At 33.4% G+C, this 26,041-nt stretch carries 17 protein-coding genes; all 17 read left to right on the forward strand.

Translation table 11 applies throughout. The annotated features are described in order from the left end of the window. Positions 1–80: 80 nt before the first annotated feature. The gene (locus tag ACQ654_RS12320; RefSeq protein ID WP_430410636.1) at positions 81–929 is read left to right on the forward strand and encodes a helix-turn-helix transcriptional regulator; all 849 of its coding nucleotides are present in this window, start codon (positions 81–83) and stop codon (positions 927–929) included. A gap of 221 nt (positions 930–1,150) precedes the next feature. After that, complete coding sequence (locus tag ACQ654_RS12325) at positions 1,151–1,894, forward strand: hypothetical protein (RefSeq protein WP_430410637.1); 744 nt, start codon at positions 1,151–1,153, stop codon at positions 1,892–1,894. Positions 1,895–1,898: 4 nt separating this feature from the next. Next, a complete protein-coding gene (locus tag ACQ654_RS12330; RefSeq protein ID WP_430410638.1) occupies positions 1,899–3,764 on the forward strand; it encodes a zinc-dependent metalloprotease in 1,866 nt (621 codons plus the stop codon). A gap of 344 nt (positions 3,765–4,108) precedes the next feature. Then, entirely contained in the window at positions 4,109–4,687 is a 579-nt protein-coding gene (locus tag ACQ654_RS12335) for a DUF4255 domain-containing protein (RefSeq protein WP_430410639.1), read from the forward strand. Continuing rightward, complete coding sequence (locus ACQ654_RS12340; RefSeq protein WP_430410640.1) at positions 4,684–5,493, forward strand: hypothetical protein; 810 nt, start codon at positions 4,684–4,686, stop codon at positions 5,491–5,493. The genes ACQ654_RS12335 and ACQ654_RS12340 overlap by 4 nt, the downstream gene beginning before the upstream one ends. A gap of 38 nt (positions 5,494–5,531) precedes the next feature. After that, entirely contained in the window at positions 5,532–7,112 is a 1,581-nt protein-coding gene (locus ACQ654_RS12345; RefSeq protein WP_430410641.1) for a phage tail sheath family protein, read from the forward strand. A gap of 114 nt (positions 7,113–7,226) precedes the next feature. Next, positions 7,227–7,688 carry a phage tail protein gene (locus tag ACQ654_RS12350; RefSeq protein ID WP_430410642.1) on the forward strand — a complete coding sequence of 154 codons (462 nt, stop codon included), beginning with the start codon at positions 7,227–7,229 and terminating at the stop codon, positions 7,686–7,688. Beyond that, on the forward strand, positions 7,681–8,127 hold the full coding sequence (locus ACQ654_RS12355) for a phage tail protein (RefSeq protein ID WP_430410643.1): 447 nt from the start codon (positions 7,681–7,683) through the stop codon (positions 8,125–8,127). The genes ACQ654_RS12350 and ACQ654_RS12355 overlap by 8 nt, the downstream gene beginning before the upstream one ends. A 310-nt stretch (positions 8,128–8,437) precedes the next feature. Beyond that, on the forward strand, positions 8,438–8,608 hold the full coding sequence (locus tag ACQ654_RS12360) for a DUF5908 family protein (protein WP_430410644.1): 171 nt from the start codon (positions 8,438–8,440) through the stop codon (positions 8,606–8,608). Between the two features lie 9 nt (positions 8,609–8,617). Next, positions 8,618–9,289: a hypothetical protein gene (locus ACQ654_RS12365; protein WP_430410645.1), complete on the forward strand. Its 672-nt coding sequence runs from the start codon at positions 8,618–8,620 to the stop codon at positions 9,287–9,289. Further along, positions 9,290–11,086 carry a type VI secretion system tip protein VgrG gene (gene vgrG, locus ACQ654_RS12370; protein WP_430410646.1) on the forward strand — a complete coding sequence of 599 codons (1,797 nt, stop codon included), beginning with the start codon at positions 9,290–9,292 and terminating at the stop codon, positions 11,084–11,086. Between the two features lie 254 nt (positions 11,087–11,340). Beyond that, complete coding sequence (locus ACQ654_RS12375) at positions 11,341–11,640, forward strand: PAAR domain-containing protein (protein WP_430410647.1); 300 nt, start codon at positions 11,341–11,343, stop codon at positions 11,638–11,640. After that, positions 11,633–12,061 carry a GPW/gp25 family protein gene (locus tag ACQ654_RS12380; protein WP_430410648.1) on the forward strand — a complete coding sequence of 143 codons (429 nt, stop codon included), beginning with the start codon at positions 11,633–11,635 and terminating at the stop codon, positions 12,059–12,061. Before ACQ654_RS12375 ends, ACQ654_RS12380 begins: the two co-directional genes overlap by 8 nt. After that, on the forward strand, positions 12,062–16,261 hold the full coding sequence (locus tag ACQ654_RS12385; RefSeq protein WP_430410649.1) for a hypothetical protein: 4,200 nt from the start codon (positions 12,062–12,064) through the stop codon (positions 16,259–16,261). Continuing rightward, a complete protein-coding gene (locus ACQ654_RS12390) occupies positions 16,258–19,044 on the forward strand; it encodes a hypothetical protein (protein WP_430410650.1) in 2,787 nt (928 codons plus the stop codon). The genes ACQ654_RS12385 and ACQ654_RS12390 overlap by 4 nt, the downstream gene beginning before the upstream one ends. Further along, positions 19,037–23,704, forward strand: a complete 4,668-nt coding sequence (locus ACQ654_RS12395) for a contractile injection system tape measure protein (RefSeq protein WP_430410651.1) — start codon at positions 19,037–19,039, stop codon at positions 23,702–23,704. The genes ACQ654_RS12390 and ACQ654_RS12395 overlap by 8 nt, the downstream gene beginning before the upstream one ends. A gap of 132 nt (positions 23,705–23,836) precedes the next feature. Beyond that, the gene (locus tag ACQ654_RS12400) at positions 23,837–26,038 is read left to right on the forward strand and encodes a hypothetical protein (protein ID WP_430410652.1); all 2,202 of its coding nucleotides are present in this window, start codon (positions 23,837–23,839) and stop codon (positions 26,036–26,038) included. The last annotated feature ends 3 nt before the right edge of the window (positions 26,039–26,041 follow it).

The raw sequence follows: 26,041 nt of genomic DNA on the forward strand, positions 1-26,041 counted from the left end.
TGAACTACATTTGAAATATCTATTTAGATTATGTTCCCTAAAACAATATACTAATGCATTGATGTAACTATATTAAAGTGATGACTACGCATAAAAATATACTTATTGGGAGCGATACTTCTTCGTCTTTAGCAGCTATTATAAAGAGCTTGCAAGAAGTAAATCAATACAGTTTTATTACGGCTACGCGCGTATCAGACATTGTACAAATTTCTAAATCGTTGCAACCACTATTAATTGTTTTAAGTTTTCGAAACAATCAACACGTAATCAATTCGCTTCAATCGTATTTTCCTGAATTTACCATTCCTTTAGTATGTCTTCAAAAAAGAAATGAATACTATAACTTACAAGTAAAAGAACAGACAATTGCTTTTATCTATTCCTTTGAAGATAGCGTTGAACGCAGTAATTTAAGTAACAACATAAAAGGAATCATAAAACTTTTAAATCTTACACAAACACAAAAGCACCAAAAAACCACGACGCTAGCACATACAAGCAATACCAATTTGACACGATACACATTAGAATTAGATCAAAAAAAACAAATGCTTCATAAAATAAAAGAACGCATCAAAGAACTCTATTCAAATGTGGATGCGACCACCAAAACAAAGTTGATGTCTATTGTAAATACCATCAAAATGACACGCAACAATCAAAAACATTGGGACGATTTCAAACTCTATTTTGAAAACATAAATCCTAACTTCCTAAAACGACTTACAACGCAATTTCCTTGTTTAACGGCTAAAGACTTAAAATACTGTTGCTATTTAAAAATGAACATGTCTAATGAAGACATTCGTTTTATTCTTGGTATCAATCAAGAAAGTGTGCGCACACATAAATATCGGCTAAAAAAGAAAATGGTATTAAACAAAGAACAAGACCTCAGAATGTACATTCAATCGTATGCTAGTTAAGCATACATCACTTATCAAATCAACTTCACAAACAACTCACTTACATCTTTTCTCTATTTACAGAAAGTAAAATCGCTTTCAAACAACGTATTGGAAATTTTTATTTATAAAGTAAGGTAACAAAACCCTAGTAATTACACTTTTATATGAATTAATTCATCATATGGCGGATTCTGAAAAGCCAAAAAAGAGTAAGAACAATCTTTGTAAATAACCAAAAAATGAAAAAGTTAACCACAATCAAAATTTTAATACTATTCTTTATTCCACTGCTGTCATTTGCACAATGGACAAATGCTGGAAGCAATTTGTATACAACGGATAATGTAATTATTGACAGAACAACACCTAAATTTTCATGGTTAGAACTTGATGTCAATGGTACTATCGGAGGAAAAGGACTCGATTTATATACTGAATCTGGCTCAGGATGGTCCAACCAAATTACTTGGAATGGTCCATTGGGAAGAAGACATATCATAGCAGACAACTATGGAAATGATCGTTTATTAATATGGCCTGGTATCGGTGGAGGCGCTGAAAAAATTGTAGAAATTCATGGAAAACTTGCCATTGGTAGCGGCGGTTATACAAATGTTCCAACCAATGTTGGCGGAGCAGATGTTAGTAGCTATAGCCTTTTTGTAGAACGTGGTATTTTAACTGATGAACTAAGAGTTCGTACAGGTTGGGCAGATTATGTATTTGATGAAGGCTATACATTAATTCCACTTGTAGAAGTTGAAAACTTCATTGAAACCAATGGACATCTTCCAAATGTTCCTTCGGCAGAAGTTGTAGAAGCTGAAGGAATTAATGTTGGAGAAATGACAAAAATACAACAAGAGAAAATTGAAGAACTCACACTCTACATTATAGATCAAAATAAAAGAATAGAAAAACTTGAAGCGCTTTGTGAAAAATTATTAAATCAAATAGAAACAGCTAACAACACAAAAAAATAAAACTATGAAACCAAAAAAACATTTCTTTTTTGGGCTGATACTTTTATTTTCTATTGTAGTCGCTGCCCAATCAGATACTAGCATTTCAACTCAAATTGATAATGCACGAAATCAAGGGCAAAATTTTGTTGACATCAGCAATATTTTCACTTTGAACAAAAATTACCGAAATGATAAAATTTCGAAAGAACTAAATGCCGCGAACTTTTTAACATACAATGAAAAAATAGCTGAAAACCTTATAAATAACAGAACTACAAAGCATGTTACCATGCGTGTATCACTTCCAAATGAAAACAGTACAATAACAGTAGATCTTATTGAAGTTTCTGATAGTTTTTATGACTATCAAGTAAAAACAAGCACTGGAAAAACATCCTTTGGAAAAACAGAACAACGACATTTTAGAGGAATTGTAAAAGGACAAAAAGAAAATAGTATTGTAGCTATTAGTATCTTCAAAAAGCAATTTATGGGCGTCATTTCTCTTGGAAATAGAGGAAATATTAACATTGGAAAATTACCCAAAGATGATGTACATATTGTGTATAATGACGGAGATATAAGAAATCCAGCTGCCATCAATTGTGCTACAGATTCTGAAATAATGAGTGATAAGCTCAAAGAAATTTATAAAAGTATCGGAGACAGAGTGACAACAAGAAGTGAAGGCGATTGTGTTCGTGTCTATTTTGAAACCGATTTCGGACTCTACAATCACTTCAATCAAAATACCACTGATGTAGAAGACTTTGTTACAGGACTTTTCAATCAAATAGCGGCTATTTATGAACTAGAAGATATTACACTTGTAATTTCTGAAATATTTATATGGGAAACAGATGAAGGATACAGTCCTTGGCTTTCGGCAGGACTCGAAGATTTTGTACTTGGAAGACCAACTTTTAATGGCGACATTGCACACATGTTGACAAGTGAAGTAGAAGAACCGCCACCATTAGACGCCTTTGGAATTGCTAATGGTATAGGAGGTTTATGCTCATCAACCACAAATCTTTCTGCACATGCCTTTACAAGAATGGTTCCTAACTTTCAAGTATTCCCAACATATTCAAGGCAAGTAAAAGTAGCCGCTCATGAAATGGGACATAATTTAGGTTCTGTTCACACACATCAATGTGCTTGGAATGGAAACAATACAGCCATTGATGGTTGTGCTTCAAATAATTGTGCAGAAAATGAAACCATTCCAGCTAACGGAGGTACTATTATGAGTTATTGTGACACTAGTGGTTCTGGTACTGTAAACTTTAGCTTAGGTTTTGGAGATCAACCAGGTGATGTCATCAGAGCTGTTATTAATACGGCAGACTGCCTTAGCGAATGTGATACAGATGGCTGTGTAGAAATCTTGAATATTGATACAAATGTAGATAGCGGAACTGTAGACAATCAAGAAGCAGAAAAGCAAATCATACTTACAAATACTGTATTTGATGATGCTGAAGCTATATACCATGCTGGAGAAGAAGTACTAATCAAAAAAGACTTTGATGCATTAAAAGGTTCCGTATTTAGAGCGTACATTGAAGATTGTACTGGCGAATTTGTAAAACGACAAAATACGTCTATCACAAACACACAACTTATAGACGATAGCTACACAAAGGAAAAACTTATCATCCATCCAAATCCTTCAAATGGTATCTTCGAAATACAAATTCAAAATATAGTTTCTAAAACATATCTTGTAGAAGTTTATAATATCAATGGAAATAAAATATTTGCAGAAAATATAGACAAAAACAATGCTGAAAAAGTAGACATTTCTAAATATGAAGCTGGTTTCTATTTTGTAAAAGTTATTACCGCAAAAAGTACATTTACTAAAACAATTATGAAAAAGTAAGCAACCTTTCATACTACATTCTTATCCAAAAAGGAGTAACGTCAATGATGTTGCTCCTTTTTACATTCTTCCTAACACGTCCGCTCCTATTTTTGTACCTTTCTTCTGTGTGAAGTATTGCTATCTTCAGTAAACACAAATTAAATAATAATAATCACAAAATTGATGCACATTATCCGATGTGTAAATGGTTTCTGATGTACAAAAAGCATTTGTCTACGTTTTGTCTACGGTAGTATGTATGTAGTGTTAAAATGTACATAAATGGTATACGCGCAATCGATACATTTACAAAGTGATATCACTAATTTTAGCATGCTCAATTTTCTAACCAACCACTAATTATGATTGAAAAAGCATTTCAATTTACCGCACAAACACTTAACCAATACATCAAAAACAAATTTGGATTGGAAGATGATGCCGTAATTATTAATAGAATTATAGAGCAAAATGGTAAAATTCCAGAAAAAAACAAAAACCACATCGTACTTTCTCTAATTCATGTAGAAGAAGAAACTTCGAAACAATTTTACAATCGTGTCACTTCAGTAGCTGATGGTAATTATGTAAAAAAACCTATTTCAAATCGTTTCAACCTATTCATGTTAGTCACACCAAACTTTGATGATTACAATGAAGCACTAAAATTTTTAAGTGTAACGATGCAGTTTTTTCAAACAAATGAACTCATTGATGCTACCAAATATGCCAGCATTCCAACTGCAATAGAAAGGCTAGAATATGAATTCCAAAAAGGTGATGGATACATGCAAATGCAAAACCTTTGGACAGCACTTGGTGCAAAATACCAGCCGTCAATCATTTACAAAATACGAATGATTACCATTGCTTCTGACGAAATAGAAGGATTTGAAACTAAAGTTAACACAATCAGTAATACCGCAAATCCAACATCATGAATACGAACTATACATCATTATTTGGCATCTCTATTTTGCACACCTACTTTGCATCGGGTAGTTGTGAAGGGTTAATACACAATCCGAGTATTGGTACCAAAAAAATTATGGATTCGTATGGTTTAATTATCAGAAGAATGTCTAATGGTTTTGAGTTATATGCATCAACCAATCAATCCATTGAAGACTATTTAAACTATATACAGCAGGTAACTCAAACTGATACTTTCGAGTTTAACGCAACAGCTACCGATCAAAACTTTTACAACTATACAGCAGAAGTTCCTTTAAATGAAATTGGGATACTTTCGTATAAAAATAACGGTCAAACAAACACTCCAATAACGTTAGAAAAAACGTTTATTCCACAAAGTGATACCAGCGACATACTTCAAATAAAAATAAAGTTTGAAGATATCATCCATGCAAATAAAAACAATACAAATCTAGCTTTTCAAATTCAGTTGCATGCACGTGAAACGCAATGGCAGTATAACATCATCAACAATTCCAATCAAAACTATACCAAAATAGCAATTCAGAGTAATACTGATGAAATACAGTTCTCGAATAAAGGAGAAACTACATTAGAAAACGGACAAGAAGCCATACTATTTTCTTCTGGAAAAACGCTAATTCCTTTAAAAAATACAGCACAATATAAGTTTGATATCATAAATACAAAACAAACCATAGCAGGCGATAGACAGGAAACCATATTCAAAGGATTGCCCATACCAGACGCATCAAATTTAAAAATATTAGAAGACAACACCATTGCATCATCAATGTATGTCTATATATAACAACCATAAAAATTAATACGAATTAATATCAATGTTTTATGAATTTATCAACCATTAAATCTCCAGGGGTTTATATCAATGAAATAAACGGGTTTGGAAACTCAGTTGTTCCAGTAGCAACTGCCGTTCCTGCTTTCATTGGATACACGCCACAGGCCATGTACGAAGGGAAATCGTATACTAATGTACCTACAAAAATCACGTCATTTAGTGATTTTCAGGCAATTTTTTGTAACCCAGATCCTGCTCCACCAGCAGATCCTGCAAAGCAATACAATCCGCAGTACTATTTAGTAGCCGAAAAAAGTCAACCAGAAAAAGGCGATTACATGCTTATTGCTGGCACCTACTACTCCATTGTTCCAGATCCGAATACCGTATACTATTTGTATAACAGTATTCGCTTATTCTATGAAAATGGCGGAGGAGACGCGTACATTGTTTCCGTAGGAAGCTATGGCGAAGGATCAGGAGCTGGAATGACACCAGGCGATCAAATTGTAAATCCGAATGTACAACTCGGCGATCTTACAGACGGACTAGCTTTGTTAAAAAACGAACAAGAGCCAACCATGTATATCTGCCCAGAAGCAACATTACTTTCTGTAGCAAACAATGGAACACTCATGGCGTCTATGCTTTTACAAGCAGAAACGATGCAAACTTCAGTTGCTATTTTAGACATCATTGGAGGAAGAAATCCTGATCCAATCATGTGGATGAATGACATTGAAGCATTCCGAGACAATACAGGAGCTAACGGATTGGACTATGGAACTGCCTATTATCCATTTGTCGGAACAACCATTATGCAAAGTTCTGACATTGACTACACAAACTTATTTGCAGGTGATGTGAAGCAACTACAACCATTACTGAGTCCTGCTTCTGACCCAAATCCTACGGTGGAAACAATTCTATCAAATATTGAAAATCCACCAGGAACGCCATTAACAACAAGTCAGTACAACAACTCATTAATTGCAGCTAGCAAAACATATAGCACCATCATTAATCATGTATTAAGTGATGCTAATATGCTTCCTCCAAGTGGTGGAATGGCTGGAGTTATTACAGTGACTGACAATGAAGTTGGACCGTGGCAAGCACCAGCAAACACCTCAATGGTAGGCGCTTCTTCACTTCCTATAAAACTATCAGAATCACAACAAGCTGACTTAAATGTAGATGCAGTTTCTGGTAAATCAATCAATGCAATTCGTTTTTTCAATGGATTGGGAATTCTAATTTGGGGAGCAAGAACCTTAGACGGAAACAGTCAAGATTGGCGTTACCTATCAGTAAGAAGAACCATGAACTTTTTAGAACAATCATGTAAACTAGCGGCACAAGCATATGTATTTGCGCCAAACGATAAAAATACATGGGAAGGTGTAAAAGCAATGATTGGAAGTTTCTTAACAGGTATTTGGAAACAAGGAGGATTACAAGGAGCTACCGCTGCAAGTGCTTTCTCTGTTGAATGTGGTCTAGGATCAACGATGACTTCTGACGATATTTTAAACGGATTTATGAATGTTACCATTAAAGTAGCAGTTGTACGTCCTGCAGAATTCATTGTACTTACATTCCAACAACAACAAGCTACATCAAGCTAAAAGTTGAGAATACACATAAGAAATTCATATAAAATATTTTGACACAAGCGTCAGAGTATTAAAATCTCGATGATCGAGTAAAAAAATAATTAACAAAACTAAAAATATAACATTATGGCTGACGATGGAAGCAAGGAAGGCGCAACATGGCCCATGCCAAAGTTCCGATTTGAAGTAGATTTAGGAACTGAACTTAAAGGAGTTGCATTTCAAGAAGTATCTGGAATGGACGTAGAAAATCAAATCATTGAATACCGAAAAAGTAATAGCCCATTATTCTCTACCGAAAAAATGCCCGGTATTGTAAAATATGGAAACATAACGATGAAACGTGGTGTCTTTGTAAATGATAATACCTTTTGGGATTGGCATGCAGAAATTTCAATGAACACTATCAAAAGAAGAACTGTACTTATCAAACTATTAGATGAAAGCGGAAAAGTAACCATGCAATGGCAACTAAACAATGCCTGGCCAACAAAAATTACAAGTACCGACTTAAAATCTGATGGAAATGAAGTTGCAGTAGACACGTTAGAAATAGCACACGAACAACTAATCATTACGAATGGCTAATACTGATTATCCTGTTGGATTTTACTTTTCACTTTCGTTTGAAGGTGAAGATGCCGCATTCAAAGAAGTATCTGGAATCAGTAAAGATCTTGGCATAGAAGAAATTACTAGTGGCGGTGAAAATCGATTCAAATATCGATTGCCCAACGTAAGCTCGAGCCAAAATTTAGTGCTCAAAAGAGCCATTATTCCAACAGGATCAAAACTAATAACATGGTGTTCAAGCACTATTGATGACGGTTTAGCAACAGCAATTCAAACAAAAGATGTTTCAGTTGATTTACTTGACAACGAAGGAAAAGTGCTAAAAAAATGGACGTTTTACAACGCATATCCAGTAAAATATGCGGTTTCTGATTTAAAATCACAAGAAAGTGAAATTCTAATCGAAACCATTGAACTAGCATACAACTATTTCGATGTCGGTTCAAGTACATAAATAACTATAGTTTGATGTAAAAAGTGAGTTGAATCTTTTCCGCAGTACAGTAAGAGGTTTTCGTTAAAAATTTTTGAAGCCTTGGAAATCAAAGATTCATGAGTTTATTAATTTAAAATAGAAAGCTTACGAACTAAAAGTGCACTTTCTTTTGTGAAGCCTGTGCTGAACTTGATTCAGTATTCTTTGTGCGAGCAAAGAAAAAGAAAATAAAAATTTGATTTTCAGGTATTTAAATTAAGTATCGAAAAGTTATTGAGCATTTTGTCGATTAATTATTACGTCAAACAGGTTTATAAACAAAGAATTTATGCCGATAGAAATTAGAGAATTAGTGATCAAAACAGAAATTCAATCTGTAACAAGAAGTGCAACAGCAAGTCATCAAAAACAAGATTTATCACAATTAAAAAATGAATTGCTAGAAACTTGTAAACGTATGATTTCTGAAAGTCACAAAAAAGAAAAGTATAAACGATAAATTACGATTATGGCTTTAGAATATATGAAAATAACTGGTTACCAAGATGAGGATTTTAAAAAACCTGTCTCTGGTGATCCATATAATCTAATGATTAATCCAGAATCTATAAAGTGGAATCGTACCATTGAATACAATGAACAACAACCGATAGATACGAGTTCAACGTCTCAAAAATACAAAAGTACACCAAGTGACAATCTCAGTTTTGATATTGTAATTGATTGTACTGGAGTTGTAGACAATAAACGAACCGATTTATCAAAAGAGATTCAAACTTTAGAAGACATTGTTTATACCTATAACGGCGAAATTCATAGACCAAATTTTGTAAAAATCCAATGGGGAAGTGATCTTGTATTTTACAGTGTTCTCAAATCATTCGACACTACGTATACACTATTCAAACCTGATGGAAGTCCGCTAAGAGCTAAAATTTCCTTGAGTTTTGGAAAATATATCTCTGCTGACAAAAGAACAAAAGAAGACAGCGAAAGTTCTCCAGACATCACACACATGGTAGAAGTTGTAGACGGCGAAAGCTTGCCACAACTATCCGAAAAAGTCTGGAACACACCTTACTATTATGTGCAAGTAGCACAATACAATGATTTAAACAAGTTTAGACAGTTAAAAGGAGGACAACAATTATTATTTCCTCCAATCATAAAGCCAACATAAATGAGTTCAACACAAATTACAAGTGGCGGATTGGTCACATTTACAATTAAAGCTGCGGGAAGTGCCATTCCTGACACCATGGAAGTACAATCTATTGAAGTGGAAAAAGGTGTCAACCGAATTCCAATAGCTACAATTACAATCATTGATGGAAGTCCCGCAACAGAAACGTTTGAAGCAAGTTCGTCTGCTACTTTTGTGCCTGGTGCTAAAATTACTATTGAAGCTGGATACGATTCAACAAACGAAACTATTTTTGAAGGAATTGTTACCAAACAAAGTATCCGAATTCACGGTGCAGAAGGTTCTGTATTAGTTGTAGAATGTCGTGATGAAGCAATAAAAATGGTTGTAGGACGCAAAAGTATTACCTACGCAAAAAAGAAAGATAGCGACATCATGAGTACCATTATTGGAAATTATAGTGGTTTATCCGCAAGTGTTACCGCAACCACAACAGAATGGCCAGAACAAGTACAATACTATACAACAGACTGGGATTTTCTATTGGCGCGTGCGGAAACTAACGGAATGATTGTGACGGCGCTAAATGGGAAAGTAGCAGTGGCAGAACCAGATGCGGAAACATCGTCTGTATTAACAATTACGTATGGAGACAACTTATTAGAATTTAATGCCGCATTAAATGCCGTGACACAATTAGGATCGGCAAAAGCAACTTCTTGGGATTATACACAACAAAAAACAGCCTCAGGAGAAGCGCAAAGTAGTTATGCAGGTCCAGGAAATTTATCTTCTAAAAAGCTCTCGGAAGTTGTTGGCTTATCGGATTATGACTTGCAAAGTACAGCGCCAATTCAAAGTGCCGACTTAACAAATTGGTCAAAAGCGGCGTTGGTAAAAAGTGCCTATTCTAAAATTCAGGGGAATGTAAAATTTCAAGGAAGCAACTTAGTTGATCCTGCAAAATACATTACGCTTGCTGGCTTGGGCGATCGTTTCAATGGCGATCACATCATTTCAAATGTACATCATGTCATTGCACATGGAAACTGGATCACAGAAGTTTCAGTTGGCTTATCGCCTGTTTGGTTTACGGAAGAACCTGATGTCATGGCACCGCCAGCTTCAGGATTGTTGCCAGGAGCGCAAGGATTATTCAATGCAACGGTAAAAAAAATGTATGAAGATCCAGATAGTCAATACAGAATATTGGTAGACATTCCATTATTTGATCCGAGTGGTGAAGGATTATGGGCGCGTTTAACCAATTTTTACTCCACAGCTGGCGCAGGTGCATTTTTTATGCCTGAAGTTGGTGACGAAGTTGTCGTTGGGTTTTTAAATGAAGATCCTAGATATCCGATCATTTTGGGAAGTATGTACAGTTCATCAAACAACAAGCCATTTGAAGGATTAGATCCGAATGAAAAAAACACCATCAAAGCGATTGTATCAAAATCGGGAATCAATATTCAATTTGATGATGATAAAAAAATACTAACACTAGAAACACCTGGCAAAAACACAGCGATTTTTAGTGATGAAGACAAAAGTATTACCATTAAAGATCAAAACAGTAACAGTATTGTAATGTCTGATAGTGGAATTACCATAAAAAGTCCTAAAGACATCACTATTGAAGCAACGCAGAATTTAAACCTAAAAGGAAATCAAGGTGTAAACATTGAATCTTCTGGTGGCGATGTACAAATAAAAGGGCTGAATATAAAAGAAACAGCACAAATGGAATATTCCGCAAATGGTAGCATGACAGCTTCCTTACAAGGCGGAACACAAACTACCATAAAAGGCGCAATGGTGATGATTAATTAGAAAGTAGATATTAGAAATGAGTAATGAGATATGAGACCATTCTCAATACCAACAAGTCAATACTAAAAAAACAAAACAAACGTCACTTTGAGTATTAATGATATCAAAATATATTTTGATTGAAAATACTTAGCGTAGCTAAATGAAAGAATTTTGTATCGAGAAGCACTATGAAATAATAAATATAAATGTTAGCAGTATGTGTTTTTCTCAATACCAATTACTAACACCTCAATACTAAAAAATTAAAAACTATGCCACCAGCAGCACGATTAACCGATTTTCACGAATGCCCAATGCAAACGCCTGCAGTTCCTCCTATTCCGCATGTTGGCGGACCCATTATCGGACCTGGAGAACCAACTGTATTAATTGGTAAACTACCAGCCGCACGTGTTGGAGACATGCTTACTTGTGTTGGCCCGCCAGATTCTATCGTAAAAGGTTCAGCAACCGTAATGATTGGCGGAATGCCAGCAGCTCGAATAGGCGATTCAACCGCACATGGCGGATCAATAGTTTTAGGATGTTTTACAGTAATGATCGGTGGATAAACAAACAATCATACAAAAAGAGTTTTTAGGCTCAGGTTGGTCGTTTCCGGTGAAATTTTCATCAGGAAGTTACCAACTACAGCTTTCAAAATATGAAGAAAACATCAACGAAATGATCAATTTGATCATGCAAACCACATTTGGCGAACGTCCATTTGAACCACAATTTGGAGCCGGATTGCAACGATTTTTCTTTAAAGAAATGCGTCCAACATTACAAGGAGAAATACGCGACGCTGTAAAATCGGCATTATTAGATAATGAACCTAGAATTAAAGTAGTAGATGTAGTTGTTGAGTTTAGCGATTTGCAAACTGGACTCATAGAAATTACCATTCACTACATGTACAACAAAACAAATACAAGACACAATTATGTGTATCCTTTTTATATAAAAGAAGGAACCAATTTAAAAAAATAAATGAGTACAATTGATCAAAATAACGCAATGCTATCGCTAGAACAAGCGCTAGTTCCAAAATCCAATCTGATTGACGGACGATCAGAGAAGGATCAGTTGCGTATGTTGGTTGATTTTGCTTCGTTGTTTAACTTTTATGAACAAGACAATACGATTAATGGAAATTGGTCACCTTTTTTATTGAAAGATCCCGTTTTTTTAGTTGCTTCAATTGCAAAAACATCTTTTAAAAAAGCATATACATTGTTTGTAAATACCTGTATTCAATTACAGCAACTACTGAAAAAAACAGTTGAAGCTAGCGTTCTTTCTAATGTATTTAATCAATTATTTGAACAGCTTACAAACGTTTTTCAAACTATTGAAGGTTGGACGAATTTCATGAAGAATTCAAGTTATGAATACAATCTCAAAACGTATGTTATTAACAATGTAAAAGAAACATACAGCTTGTTACTTTGGTCATTATTGGAGTTTCAGCAAGCATTGACAAAAGAAACTATTATTCCGTATGTATTGCCTGTAAATACGTTTGCTTTTGAAAACTATGATCAAAAAATTTGGAAACAAAGCAAAGGAAAAACGCCGTATTGGAACGTTTTAGGATTGCCAACATTTCCATGTGAAGATGACGATCCGAATAGTACTCAAAAATGTTTTTATATTTCTAACATAACGGCTGACGATGTTTTTACAGCATTACAATACACAGGAAAAAAAGTATTTTCTTTTTATAGCAATTGCATTTCGTATGCAGATACGGAATTGGAAAACATCAAAGAAATTCCAGGACATTTTCCAGACACCTTATTACTGCGCACATTTACAAGTTTGCTTAAAATTTATCAGACACAATTCAATTCACTAGCAACATCACATTTAAACTTTTACTATCGTGATATTTTATTGCAAACCCCCAAAAGTATGGTTGCAGATACCGTTTTTGCTTCTTGCGAATTGACAAAAAAAATAAATACCTACAGACTTCAAAAAAACATCGCATTTGCCGCAGGAGTTGATGCAAACAAACAACCAATTCTATTTGAAACAACAAACGCAACTTCGCTAAATCCTGCTAAAATTGTAACTGCATATACATTAACTACTGGAAAAAATGATGTTTCAAATACACAACTTTATTTGGACAAGTTACCACCTGTAAATGTGGTTACCAAAGACGAATCGGGCATTGTACAACAATGGCATACATTCGGCTCGCAACAAACACCAAAAGGCACAGCACAAAATATGAGTTTTGCATTTGGTTCGCCTTTGTTATATCTCGCGGAAGCGAAAACCAGAACAATAACACTAATAATAACACTTTCAAACGATGCGTATTCGGACATTATACAAAACAATACTGATTTTTACTTGAGTACAGCTGATGCATGGTTTAAAGTTCTCACTCCTAAAAGAACAATTAGCATAGAAAATAATGTTGCAACACTAACAATTACATTAGCGAATACAGATCCTGTAATTACAGCGTTTACCAAAAACCCTGATAAGTATACTTCCAATTGGCCATTGTTTAAAATGTCGTTTTCAGCATATGAAACAACCGCTGCAGCACCAACAATTTCATCTATAAAAATTAATGTTGATGTAGTAGAATTGCAAAATTTCCAATTGTATAATGATTTTGGAGCGTTAGATGCAACAAAACCTTTTCAGTTTTTGGGTCCATCACCAAATGTGAACGAAAATTTTATGGTGGGAAGCAATGAAGTTTTCAGTAAACCATTCAGTTCACTATCCTTAACACTGACTTGGAGTCCATTTTCTGCTGGTTTTGACTTTGGTTCTTATTACAAAGAGTATAATGATTATTTAACAAATAAATATGCTACGCTTCCTGTTGATGAAAAATATTTAGAAAAAATAATAACAGAAATTCTAAAAATTATTGTTTCAACATTTGAAAGAATACTAACTGCACAAGAGTCATTTTATAAGAAGTTACTGCAAAAAGAAACAACACTTATTAAAGGTTTATTAACGAATGAAATTGCCTTAGTAAAAAAAATTATTGATACAAAAATTAAAGATATACTCGAATTAATTGAAGCGGAAAGCACCATTTTTAAAGACATGAAAAGCATTTTTGAAGCACTTATTGAAGACCTTGAAAAGATTTTAGAGGAACTTTTGATGAATTTTGAAAATGGAACCTTGGATTCAGAGAAAATTACAAGTACAAAAAATACGGCACTTAGAAAAGTTGACAAAGCAAAAAATACGATAACGACAAAGTTAAACGCCTTAAAAAATACGGTGGCTTCAAAAGACGTTTCAACGAAAAAATCGTGGTTTGTTGAAATTGGAGAAAAAGTTGAAAACCTGTTTAAAAAAGGTGATAAAAAGATAATTATTCTTACTCCTTTTCAATATTCAAATGCATCTTTTAGTGTAAACTTCACAGAATTACAAAATGGTTTGTGGCAAGTTTTTACACATGACGAAATTGGAGAAAATAATACAAAATATGCTATACTTTCTTCTGATCCGGCAAATTTATTTTTCCCTTCTGAAGATACAAATACGGCAATTCCACCTACGAGAACTTTCACTTTTTCAGGATTAGATATTCCTATTGAAGAAGTTGATCCAACACTTCAAAAAACACTATTACAACTTACAGACACTAGCGAAACTGGATTTTTAAAAATGCAATTGATTAAACCAACGTACGGATTTGGCACAGCGTTGTACGCAAAAGTTGTAGGCGCTATTGCGTTGTATAATGGAAACTTGATTGCGCATAAAAGTGATAAAGCATTGGTAAATCCGCCAAATATACCTTTTACACCAATCATAAATAAAATTACAGGAAATTATAGTGCTGCTGCAACGTGTGATTTTTCAAATAGTGAAAATGCATATCCGTTGGAATGTTTTTATTACACACCATTCTTAAACTATAAGGTGTATGATACAGAAACTGGAATTTCAGCAAAAGACACCACAATTGGCAACTCACCATTACGCCATGCAGACGGAACTTTAGTAACGTTAACAGCATTGCCGTTGATACCAAATTTCACCTCGCAAGGGCAATTATTTTTAGAACTTGAAAATGTAATCGCGCCTGCGCAGCTATCTTTTTATTTTGAATTGGCGCGCACATATACCGAACACACATTAGATGAAAAAATAGTAACTTTTTCATACCTAAGTACCACAGGTTGGAACGTGTTACCGATTGTTTCTAACGGAACAAATAATTTTTCCTGTTCAGGAATTATTACGGTAAATATTCCAGAAGATTGTACAACAAAACATGAAAATATGCCAGGCTCCAACAGTTGGATTGCTATTGGTACAACAAATAATCCGGATGGTTTTGCAAAAACAACATTTTTAAAAACCAACGGAATTACACTTAAAAGAATTATAAATACTTCGGATGTTTCTGAAAAAGCACCGCAACTCAAAGCGAATATAATTTCGAGTCCAGCTACGGCTATTCCTGAAATTTCGGCAACAGTACAACCGTTTCCATCATTTGGCGGTAAAGCGTCTGAAACTACACAACAGATGAATTCGCGTGTGAGCACACGATTAAAAACCAAAGACCGATTGGTTACGGCAGAAGACTATTTCAATGTAATTCGTTTGGAATTTCCTGAAGTATATTATTCTAAAACTAGCTACGATCAAACGGCAAAAGAAGTCATCACATATCTCGTAAAACGTGTTTCAGATGCTACTGTTGCAAGTGCTTTTGAACCATTGCTAAGCGAATGTACCGAACTCGCTATTCAAGAGTATATAAAAACTAGAATAAGTGCTTTTACAACTAGTGTTGTTTCAAATTTTACACTTCAATATGTAAAAATTTCGGCGGCTATTACTATTGATTCAAACTATGAAATTACAACAGTACGCAAAGAAATAAACGATGGCATTAATATCTTTTTATCACCTTGGATTACAAGTGCGCAAGCGCAAATTACTATTGATAAAGGTGTCAATACAGCACAAATAGCTGCATTTATCAACAGTTTTGATGCTGTGATAGAAGTGACAAAAATTTCGTTTCTAATTGGCTCAAAAAATTTTACCAAAGGCACTATTAGTTATGGCGAAGATCAAGAACCAAAACAAGAATTTACACCAGCAAGCGGAGCGTTAATTGTTCCGTCATTAAACAATATAACCAACGAAAGTACTATTACCTATAGTTATCATTTATGATTGAAGAAAATCACATAGTAGACTCGCAACTTCCGTTAGAACTTGATTTCAAGTCGCTAAAGGCGGAAGGACTTGCCTACATCCAAAAACACAGTAGTACTGCTTGGACAAATTTGAATCCGAGCGATCCTGGTGTGACTATTTTGGAACAATTGTGTTATGCATTTACAGAACTTGGGTATTGTGCAAATTTTCCAATGAAGGACATTTTAACGCAAAAAGATGGAACGCTTCAGGTAGAAAATCAGTTTTACGCACCAAAAGATATTTTAACAACTGCACCAATCACAATTAACGATTATACACAAGTTGTGATTGATCAAATTCCTGGCGTAAAAAATATTGTTTTTAAACCAATTTCAACTTCATTTTCGTTTGTACAAGGAATTTATGAAGTATATCTATTGTTAGATGAAAAGTATGAAGATCCTACTGTGTATGACAAATCAACTTTTGAAGTAGAAGTAATTTTTGATACATTTTCAGTGTTGAATAGCATTAGAAACGTAAGCGAATTGTTTTTAATGCCCACAATTTTAGTCAAAAAAACATATTCCATTACGGGAGATTTAGAATTGGAATCGGGTTATCGTGCTCAAGATATTTTATCAGAAATTACACAAAAAATTAACCAATATATTTTTCCTGATGTTATCCAAAAAGGATATGATGCATTGCGAAAAGAAGACGAAAGTACCAACGACATTTTTAATGGTCCAATTTTAAAAAATGGCTGGATTCCTGCAGAAAGTATACAACCAAAAAGAAAGTCTATTCAACCGTTTGAAATTACAAAATTGATTCATGATATTGAAGGTGTACAATCAATTTCTAACATTACTTTTTATTATAATAGCACGAAGGAAGATACAGCAACGTGTAACGAAAATGAAATTTTAGTATTCGCTACAACATCGTTAATTAGTGCAAATCAAGTACAAGTTCTTTCAAACGTAAACAATTCATTTGTAGACGATTTTGGCAATATGCAACCGCTTTCTTCTAATGTAAACCAAGTAACTTCTGTCGTAATTGAGCCTAAGTTGCCAAAAGGTAAATTTAGAGATATTACCAATTATTATGCAATTCAACATACATTTCCAGAAGCGTATAGAGTTGGTTTAAATGCTGTAAATAAAAACACACCAGCGTACCAAATTGCACAATCGCGTCAATTGAAAGGATTTTTAAATGTATTTGATCAAATGTTGAGCAATCAATTTGCACAATTGGCAAATATTGACAAGTTATTTTCGTTCAAAAATTCAACCACGGGAAGTCCAGCAGATTTAGAAAATTACAACGCAACAAAAACGAAAGAACAAAAAGCAAATCCTAAATATCCAGCACCATTTAAAGTATTTTCTCCAACATATTTTTATCAATCATTATATGGAAGTGTACCAAATATTGAACCGTTATTGTTAGATTATACAACGTTTAATTTTGGTCCTGTATTCGAATCTGAAGATGAATTAGAGAAGAAAAAATGGACGTTATACCAAGAAGATCCATACAACACATATATGTACGGATTGTTGGTTGCCATAGAAGAAGACACGGTAAATTTGAACCGCAGAAACGATTTGCTAAATCATTTGTTGGCACGTCATGGCGAATCGCCAATGGTAATTGATACCATCATTTACGGAACAATATATTCTGGTGATGTCCTAAAAGATCGTGTGATTATTAAAAGTGTATATCTACAAAATTTAGACATTTTATCATACAACAAAGCCAAAGCATACAACTATATCGGTAGTGCAATTATGAACGGCGAACTTACTGAAATTACGGATGAAACTATTAATGATGTTATTGGAGAAGTTAACCCAAAAACGCTTTCAAAAGCATTGCAACTATTTAGAGAAATTATACTAAAATCAAACGATCGTGAAACTATTTTTAACTGTAGTTACATTGATACTTCTCAAAAGATAACTACACAAAATTGTATTGATTATACAACAATTATTCTAAAGTTACAGTTGCTTCTAGCACTGAATCAACACTATACCAATTATTTACAAACATATAAAAGTTTTGATTTTTATTATGATAGAGGATTTTATTTACAAAGTTTACATCTAACAGCTGTTGAAAGTTTACAAAAAAGTATTGCTTTATGGCTAATTTCAGAACGAAAAGGCTTGATTTCTATTGAGGCAAATATCTTACTACAATCGGCAAGTTTTGAAATATACATCAAAAAAGAAATTGATCCTTTAGATGGTAGATCCGAATATTATAGCACTACAAATCCATTATCCTATGTAGCGTTTATTGTGCAAACAACAGCATTGAGCACCATGACTTCTGATGACGTAAACACGTTAATAAGTGATGCTTCAGTTTGGTCAACTAGTTTTGATATGCCAACGCTAGATAATGATACATTTGATGCACTTGGAACTTCAAACTACACTTATACGGTTCAAATTTCATGGGGAACTGAATTTAGTACTACAATTCACAATTCAATTTTTGACAATACACTATTATTCTATTTCCCCGATTTCATTGAATCAATCAACGCAACAACATACAAGCAACGTCTCTCCTATTTCCTGGAAAGTCAATTGCCATTACACATTACAACACATTCGAGTTATATAAACGCGATTGACATGAACGATTTAATTCCATTATTTTCAAATTGGCATAATGCACTTTTGTACAATGGAACAACTAAAAAATATGATACAACATTAGCAACAACAACTGCCGGACAGCTTACTTCTCACCTAAATAAACTGTATAAAATGTATGCCAATGTATAGTTCTGGAACACATATCGTCACGCGTTGTGAATGGAAAACAGCTTTTGATTCCAAGCAACTTGCTACGGCATTGCAAACGTACATTAGCAAATGGAGCACGTATAAAATGCAACGCATTATCAACACAGTTTTTGATCGTTTTTGCCCAACAGATCAAACAATGAAGATTAAAAAACTGTCTATTGATCTTGGTGCAATTACATATGAAAACATGGAACGCGAACTTCCAATTCGTCTCAAAGATGCTTTATACGAAGCGTTGTATTCATTGATAATGTATCCGAAAAGCGGTGATGAAATGTTGGAAGTAGTGAATGCATCAATGGCGCAATTAAACATTTTGAAGGTGTTTCTTTTGGAAGGAATATTGCCTTGGAATTATCAAGAAAGTTACGGTTCTGCAAATCATATTATGAGTTTACAATTGATGAGCAATCGATTGGAAGTTGTCCAATTAATTCAAGAAATTGGAATAAAATTAGACGTTCGCAAGCGAATTGCATGGCAATTTGATGAACAGACGATCAAAAAAATTATCACAGGATTAGAGCCTAACAATCATCAGCAAATTATCAGTTTTTCAGAAGAATTTGTCAAAATTCAGGAAAAGGAAAACGTGCTCAAAACAAGTACACAAGCGTTCAAGAAAAACGTATGGTTATGGATTTTAAACTATTTATTTGTTGATAGAGGAACCATTTTTAATAAAATTGCTTTTGTACGTAGTACGATTGTGCAAATTGCCAATCATTTCAATATTTCGTACGATATATTAGTAGAGCTTATTGAAACTGCTATCAACAAAAACAAACAGTATTCAATTATAAATAATGACTTTATCGCAATTTTAAGATTATTATCTGACGAATTGCATCACAAATCATATACAGAAGTAAAAACTCAAAAACAGCAAGAAAATTTTTGGAGAAAAGTACATGCGTATTTTAATAACGCTTCCGCGAGAAGTAACTCGGTACAAAAAAATGAATTTAATGAACTCGTGATAAACCTATCAAAATTAGATGCGGCGCGTTTTCAAAAAATTCTATTAAATGTTGAACAAAAACCAACACATTGGGAAGCAATATTAAAAGATTTGATTCCGGCGGCTATTGAAAATTTATTCATTGCCTTATCGCCTTCGCAAGCAAAAAATGTATTGACTCAAATTGACTTTTTAACAAATTTAAAAACGGAAGTAAGCGCAAAAATTACACCTTTAAAATTGTATACATTCGGAATTGAATTTTGTGTAACGCATCAAAATATTGCTGTTTCATCACACGATTTCCTAACATTTGTGATTGAAAAAATTGCCAAAAAACAACACCAATCAAAATTTACAATTCTAACACATTTCTTAGGAACAGCTACAACGCAAACAGCAACTAAAAAAGCGGCATTTATTCCGTTATACAATAAGTTAAAAAGTTTATTTCAGCAAGAAGTTACAACTTCAAAAACAGTCAATCTTGAAAAATTAACAACTATTATTGAGCGTTATACAGAAGCATTAAACACAAATCAACTTTCTAAAAATGAAATAGATACACTTGAAAACAAAGTTTTACAGTGGATTATTATTGCACCAAAAGAATTTTGGAATACCATTATAAAAGTATCAAAAACAACGCGTGTTACTACACATATTAGCACCTTAATTGCTACGTACGGAACGCAACGTTTTCTCAAAGAAACACATCCAACCATTGCAACTTTTTTACAAAAAACACAACAAATTCTTTTGGATATTATTACTAAAAATCCAAAACATGCACATACACTTCGTGCTATCAATCGTGTATTATTTGAAACCAGTTTTACAGTTATTTGGAAAGAAAATATACAAAATATCGATCGCTTTTTTGTGAAGTTGCTTGTACACATTCAACAAGAAAAAACGACACAAAATAGTGCTGCAATTCAAGAAGCAATTCAGTTGTTATTGAAACATCCAAACATGAAAACGATTGGATTTTCAAGGCAGGAATTTGTGGTGATTCAACAACAATACAAGATACTTTCTCAAAAAACTGTTTTAGAGACCATTTTGGAAACTACACAAGAAAGTAATCAGCAACAAAAAGTTGCAGAATTGTTAACTGAAATCATTCGAACTAAAAAAATACACCATTCAGACTATCAAAAACATACGAAAACAATTATTGCATATTTGCTTCCTACAGGAATACAATTATACAAAGAGTTGATTGCAAAATATTTAAAAGAAATTGTCAAAGCGAAGTCAAACTTTTCCAACACTGAAATACAAACAATCATAGAAAATTGTTTTTGGCAAACTTTAGTTATTTACGATTCATACAACCGAAATGAGCAAAAATTCCGCGCATTATTTGAAGCAAATATTGCTGTTGTATTTTCAGAAATACAGATTGAAAAAAGTGTATTTAATACACTTGAAAAAACGCAAAAAGAAGCTGCAAAAACGACTTTATTAACTAGTAGAGACGTTGCAAAAAAAGCTGCCCGACAAGAAAATTTAACTGTTGAAGTAACCTTAGAAATCGTTTTAGAAGCCATTCAACAACATGAAAAAGCAGCAAAAGTTGTGGAATTATTAGTTGAAATTATTCACGCTAAAAAAATACAACTTTCTAATTATCAAAATCATGCAAACAAAATTATTAGTTATTTACTTTCTAATGGAGTGACTTTGCGTAAAGAATTGATTGCGAATTTTTTAGCAAAAATTTCGAAAGAAAAACCAAATCTAAACAATACCGAAATACACAAATTAGTAGACGATTGTTTCTGGAAAACCTTAATTTCTTATCATTCGTACAAAGGAAATACACAACGATTTAGCATCTTATTTGAAACAACTGTAACACAAGCATTTTCAACATTGAAAGCAGTAAAAACAGAATTGATTCAACCTTCTGAAACGAATACAATTACATTAGAAACTCCAATAAAAATAACAGCTGCTACACTATTTAAAATTATTCAAAAAGAAGTCCAAGAAGGAAACACAACTGTTGTTATTGGTAAAAAAACCTATACATTTTCAGAAGTATTTGCACTTGGTTTAGAAACTTCTCCAGCGAAAATAAGAAGTATTCTACAACAAACTGTTCATACGAAAAAACAGCGTGAACAATTGCAAAACGCCATCACGTTTGAAGATTTTATTGTATTAATTCCGAAAGGATTATCAAGCGTTGCTACAGAAATTTACAAAGCGTTTCATATGCTATTTGTAATTGCAAAACATTTTGGAAACACACAAATTATTACATCTTTAACTAGCTTATTTTGGAAAGAAACGATTGCAAGTATTCAATCACAATCAACAACACAAACACAACTTAAAAAGTTATTAAAAACAACTTTTGATGAACTTTCAAATGTTGATACATTAGACCTTTTAACCATTGTAAAATATATACAACGCAACCGATTGTCGGTTCCGAATGTGTTAAAAACGGCACTGATTTCGCATCATACTATTTTTGAAGCAATTGCAGGTACAAACGTTACAATTTCACTTTCTAAAGCCATTGAAAACTGTGTTGCAAACGGAAAAATTGAAGCATTGAGCATACATCTCATGACGCAATTTGCAATTCCTGCATGGTTTCAACATACGGAATCGTACACCTACGAAACGTTAGTAAACACATTAGTTTCGGAACAACCACTACTCGTTTTAAAAACGAGTAGACGTTCGGAAATATCTGACGCACAATTGACAAAACTTGCCAAAACGGTTCGTTTTTCAATCTTGATTGAAGTGCTACAAAAACTATATCCACTACAGCAAAAACAACTTGCCGATCTTTTAAAATTGTATAAATGTATTGCAACGATAGCGGTTGCTGGAATTTCCACAAAAGAAATACAAGATGTACTTAGTAAAAAAGTGTGGAAAGCGTGGCAAATTTCAAATTGGTCTTTACTAACACAAACAAATATTTGGAATGAACTTTTATGGGAAACTTGCGGTAAAAAAAACATGAAAACACATGATTTTGTAAAAGCGATTCAATCGATTAAAACAAGTTTACCGAGTGCACTTCAAGTAACATTTACAAGCATGTTTCCTAACAAGAAAAAAGCATTAGAACTAACAACAACACAAAATAAAACTCAAAAAAAGAAATCTATGGATACACCAAAAACTTCACTTCCCGATGAAGGAATTGCAATTCCAAACGCTGGATTGGTATTGCTAAACAATTACTTTTTAATGCTTATGAATCGTTTGGGAATTCTTGAAAACAACGAATTCAAAACTGAGGAAGATCAACAAAACGCTGTGCATTATTTCCAATATATCGTAACGGGATTGACTCAAACAGAAGAATCTTTATTGGTATTAAACAAAATATTATCAGGGCTTTCGCCCAATGCGCCAGTAAAAAATTCCATTGACATGACAGATGATCAAAAAGAATTAATTGACGGATTGATTAAAGCAGCTATCGGATATTGGGACGCTATCGGCGAAACTTCCATTAACGGATTTCGTGGAAACTGGCTCGTTCGTGAAGGAATTTTGAGAGAAACCGAAGAACGTTGGGAATTGACCGTAGAAAAAAGAGCGTATGATATTTTGCTTACAAAATCACCATTTTCATTTTCAATCATAAAATTACCGTGGATGCCAAAACCACTACACGTTACTTGGCCGTATTAAAAACCTAACAACCATGAAAAAATATACAGTTACACTTAAAATAGATAGTAGTTAGCGCTACAAAGATGAATAGAAGTAAATAGCATAACCACATTGAGGTTAAAATTATTAATAAACCAAAAAATAAAATTTATGAGTTCTTACAATGACAATCTACATTCTAGTGTTGTTTCCTCATTAAACACACAAGAATTAGAATTACAACAAGTAAAGTCGAAACAAGATGCGTCTATGTTTTCACTTTACTACGCACAAGGTGCACGAATTACGGCTTCAGAAAAACTAGAAGTTACGTCTGAAAAGTATGATTTTCAACAACAAGTAAACGGACAAGCAATTGTAGATAGTGACATTTCTACCAATGTATTAGCATCTGCTAAAAATGCAAAAACGTATACGGACAAATCAGTAACGAATACATCTGTAGCTGCAGCAAACTTACAAATAGCAACAAATGCTATTGTAAAACTAAGTAGCAATACCGGAAGTATTTTAAGTATTGTGAGTGCTGGTGATTTCGGTACAGAAATTTATGACCAAGCAAAAAATGCTGCAATACTAATGGATAATACAGCGTATGTAGCTGAAGTAGCTTCGCAAAAAAGTATGGAATCTTCAGCAAGTATTTCAGAAGTAAGCACAAAAACATTGGTTGACAAAGCTACTGTGACAGATACTTCTATCAAAGATTTATTGACGGTAGTATCTACAGAACTTGAAGCTACTAACGGTTTAGTACAAGCGGAAACTTCGGAAGTATCTAGCTCAAGTACAGCCGAGAAAAAAGCTGAAGGTCAGTTAGAAGATTTAAGTGTTTCACTCAGATCAACTGCGTATGCTTACAGCTTGAGTAATAGGCAATTAAACTTAGGCTTGAGAGTACTTCCAAGTCCTAATCATCAAAAATTTACGGCTGTATTTAATGTGTATAGTAATCCTTTTATGCCGCCAAAGGCTGAAAAAACGGATGGAAACAATAATGATGCAACGGTAAATCCTGTAGATAAATATTATGTAATGCTTGTGAAAGAAAGCAAAAGGCAAACATTTTCAATTAGTACTGCAGAAACGCTTGTAACTAATGAAAATAAAAAATCGTATGTAGAAATAGCTCCTTCAGAAGCCAATAACGGTAAAATTTCAAAAGTTATCTATACTTCTGAACAGTCTGATGATACAAGTTCTGTATTACATGATACAGATGGAAATGAATTTAAACTAGGGGAAGATTACGTACTATTTATATTGACTGTATTTACAAACAAATACAAAAAATCGATCAACACATTTGACGACTATTTATCAGCGGCATCCAAAATGTTTACGATGACACACAAACTATCAGCACCAGAAAGTGGAGACTTAGGTGTTACATCAGCTGATAAGGCTCCACAAGAGTTAAAATTTAACATATTACAACAGACAGATGGAGTAGACTATCGTTGTATATTTTTACCTGATAACTCTGAATTAATTGACGGATTAATGACTGCTTCTGATTTGTTTCATACAGAAAAAGGTATTCTAGAGGATGAATTGAAAGCAACATATACATATGAAATCAACGATTTACAAAATAAAGTTGAATACTTAAAAGGTAAAAAATCAGCTGACACAGGTGCTAAAGATGTTGATACTACTGCTATTGACAATAAAATTAAGGAAGCCAATAAAGAAATTGAAGCCCTTAATGAGAAATTAACTAAAGTTAATACTAAAATAAAACAGGATAAATACATAGCTAAACCTGGTTTCTTCTTTAACTTAACGATTGCTGAACAAATTCCGGCTGGAAGCTATACAAATGGTGATACAAAAGAAATTTCTATTGCCGAATATTTACTAAACAAGTATCCTACGGTTTTTAAAGATTTAAAAGATTCTGAATTGAAAAAACTGAATGATGATATCAAAAAATTAATCAAGGATTTCTTTACAGGAAAATCTATAATTGTACTATTTGAAGATTATAAAAAGATCTTAAAAGATATCGTTAAAGTTGAGAAAAAGGTAAAAACGTTACTGAAAGACAACAAAGCTTTACAAGATGATTTTGATAAGATCATAAAAGGATACAAGGCATATAGTGTACATATGGACTTAGCTCCTGAAACGACTGATAACTTTGGAAATCGTTTAATTGCTGATAATTTATACATACCTGCAGTATTAGTATTAAGTACAGTTCCAGAAAGTGAGCAAAAAGAATATACAAATGCGCTTTCTGACTTTGCCAAAACAGCAAGTTTCACATACCATACGGAAAACCAAAACAACTCTTACGAAGCTGTAAATACGTTAGTAGACAGCCAAGAAAAAAAATGTAAAAAATAGAAC

The organism is Kordia sp., from assembly GCF_965283645.1.
In the GTDB taxonomy this organism is placed as follows: Bacteria; Bacteroidota; Bacteroidia; order Flavobacteriales; family Flavobacteriaceae; genus Kordia.